A 2,946-nucleotide genomic window follows, 5' to 3' on the forward strand; every position below is an offset into this window, starting at 1 on the left:
TGATTGCACCAGAAGTGGATAGCTTAACCTTCGGGGAGGCGTTCACCACGGTGTGGTTGATGACTGGGGTGAAGTCGTAACAAGGTAGCCGTAGGGGAACCTGCGGCTGGATCACCTCCTTATAGATGGCATTCGGTCAGCAAGAATTCACAACAAGTTGTTCTTTAGTTTAAGCTTACGTTTATTAAGCGTAATTGGGTCTGTAGCTCAGCTGGTTAGAGCACCGTGTTGATAACGCGGGGGTCAGTGGTTCGAGTCCACTTAGACCCACCATTTTATAATGGGGCCATAGCTCAGTTGGTAGAGCGCCTGCCTTGCACGCAGGAGGTCAACGGTTCGACTCCGTTTGGCTCCACCACTACTATAAACGATGTAAGTAAGCTTTGAGTGCTAATAGTATTAAATAGAAACAAGTGATTCGCCTATATTGGCAAGATTACTTCTTTCTGTTTTATACAGAACCTGTAATTCGACGAGAATACAGGAACTATTTAAAAACATAGATATGAGTCTGGGTTAGGAGGAGCGTGTTCACGCGCACCTCTTAACCTTAATAACTCACCTCTTAACGACATCAGTTGTTATCCCAGGGGTGAGTTATTAAAAAAGTAATAAGAGAACTGAATCAAGCGTATAAACATAGGTGATATCGTTATCATAATTAGATTGTATGACACTTAGAAGTCGAGAGACTACTTGGGGTTGTATGGTCAAGTAATGAAGCGCACATGGTGGATGCCTTGGCAGTCAGAGGCGATGAAAGACNAATGGGGAAACCCACCTACCATAAGGTAGGTATCCTAATTTATTAGGAAGCGAACGAGGGGAAGTGAAACATCTCAGTACCCTTAGGAATAGACATCAAATGAGATTCCCCTAGTAGCGGCGAGCGAACGGGGAGAAGCCGATTAATGCTAATGTAGAAGAACAGCGTGGGAAAGCTGACCGTAGTAGGTGATAGTCCTGTATTCGAAACATTAGCGTTAACATATTAAGTAGAGCGGGGCACGAGAAATCCTGTTTGAAGATGGGGGGACCATCCTCCAAGGCTAAATACTCCTGACTGACCGATAGTGAACCAGTACCGTGAGGGAAAGGCGAAAAGAACCCCTGTGAGGGGAGTGAAATAGAACCTGAAACCGTGTGCGTACAAGCAGTAGGAGCCTCAATTTATTGGGGTGACTGCGTACCTTTTGTATAATGGGTCAGCGACTTATATTCTGTAGCAAGGTTAACCGTTTAGGGGAGCCGTAGGGAAACCGAGTCTTAATAGGGCGTTTAGTTGCAGGGTATAGACCCGAAACCGAGTGATCTATCCATGAGCAGGTTGAAAGTGTCGTAACAGACACCGGAGGACCGAACCCACTGTCGTTGAAAAGCCAGGGGATGACTTGTGGATAGGGGTGAAAGGCTAATCAAACTCGGTGATAGCTGGTTCTCCCCGAAAGCTATTTAGGTAGCGCCTCGGACGAACACCATTGGGGGTAGAGCACTGTTTCGGCTAGGGGGTCATACCGACTTACCAAACCGATGCAAACTCCGAATACCGATGAGTGATATCCGGGAGACACACAGTGGGTGCTAACGTCCATTGTGGAGAGGGAAACAACCCAGACCGCCAGCTAAGGCCCCAAATTCCTAGTTAAGTGGGAAACGAGGTGGGAAGGCATAGACAGCTAGGAGGTTGGCTTAGAAGCAGCCATCCTTTAAAGAAAGCGTAATAGCTCACTAGTCGAGTCGGCCCGCGCGGAAGATGTAACGGGGCTCAAACTAGGAGCCGAAGCTGCGGATTTGAATTTGTTTTCAAGTGGTAGGGGAGCGTTGTGTAAGCCTGTGAAGGTGTGTCGTAAGGCATGCTGGAGGTATCACAAGAGCGAATGCTGACGTGAGTAACGATAATGCGAGTGAAAAGCTCGCACGCCGGAAGATCAAGGGTTCCAGTCCAACGTTAATCGGGGCTGGGTGAGTCGACCCCTAAGGCGAGGCCGAAAGGCGTAGTCGATGGGAAATCAGTTAATATTCTGATACTTGTTTATAATGCGATGGAGGGACGGAGAAGGTTATGTCAGCCTGGCGTTGGTTGTCCAGGTGAAAGGATGTAGGCTTGTGGCTTAGGTAAATCCGGGCTACTACATGGCTGAGATCTGATAGCAAGCTGTACTTGTACAGTGAAGTGGCAAATACCATGCTTCCAGGAAAAGCTTCTAAGCAATAGTTATAAACGAATCGTACCCTAAACCGACACAGGTGATCAGGTAGAGAATACCAAGGCGCTTGAGAGAACTCTGCTGAAGGAACTAGGCAAAATGGTACCGTAACTTCGGGAGAAGGTACGCTGTTGGTGGTGATAGGACACGCTCCTTGAGCTGCTGGCAGTCGCAGATACCAGGCTGCTGCAACTGTTTATTAAAAACACAGCACTCTGCAAACACGAAAGTGGACGTATAGGGTGTGATGTCTGCCCGGTGCTGGAAGGTTAATTGATGGGGTTAGCGTAAGCGAAGCTCTTGATCGAAGCCCCAGTAAACGGCGGCCGTAACTATAACGGTCCTAAGGTAGCGAAATTCCTTGTCGGGTAAGTTCCGACCTGCACGAATGACATAATGATGGCAGCGCTGTCTCCAGCAGAGACTCAGTGAAATCGAAATCGCAGTGAAGATGCTGTGTACCCGCGGCTAGACGGAAAGACCCCGTGAACCTTTACTACAGCTTTACATTGAACTTTGACCTGACTTGTGCAGGATAGGTGGGAGGCTTTGAAGCCAAGACGCTAGTCTTGGTGGAGCCAATCTTGAAATACCACCCTGGTCATGTTGGGGTTCTAACTCAGGTATAACAATACCGAGGACAATGTATGGTGGGTAGTTTGACTGGGGCGGTCTCCTCCTAAAGAGTAACGGAGGAGTACGAAGGTGCGCTCAGACCGGTCGGAAATCGGTCGTAGAG

At 48.3% G+C, this 2,946-nt stretch carries 2 tRNA genes and 2 rRNA genes; all 4 read left to right on the forward strand.

What is annotated here, in order from left to right:
- Nucleotides 1-122, forward strand: a 16S ribosomal RNA gene (locus I6E86_RS13625); the annotation flags it as partial.
- Nucleotides 123-196: 74 nt separating this feature from the next.
- Nucleotides 197-273, forward strand: a tRNA-Ile gene (locus tag I6E86_RS13630).
- 9 nt (nt 274-282) lie between these two features.
- Nucleotides 283-358, forward strand: a tRNA-Ala gene (locus tag I6E86_RS13635).
- Between the two features lie 350 nt (nt 359-708).
- A 23S ribosomal RNA gene (locus tag I6E86_RS13640) occupies nt 709-2,946 on the forward strand; the annotation flags it as partial.

Source organism: Psychrobacter sp. SWN149, from assembly GCF_015864565.1.
In the GTDB taxonomy this organism is placed as follows: domain Bacteria; phylum Pseudomonadota; class Gammaproteobacteria; order Pseudomonadales; family Moraxellaceae; genus Psychrobacter.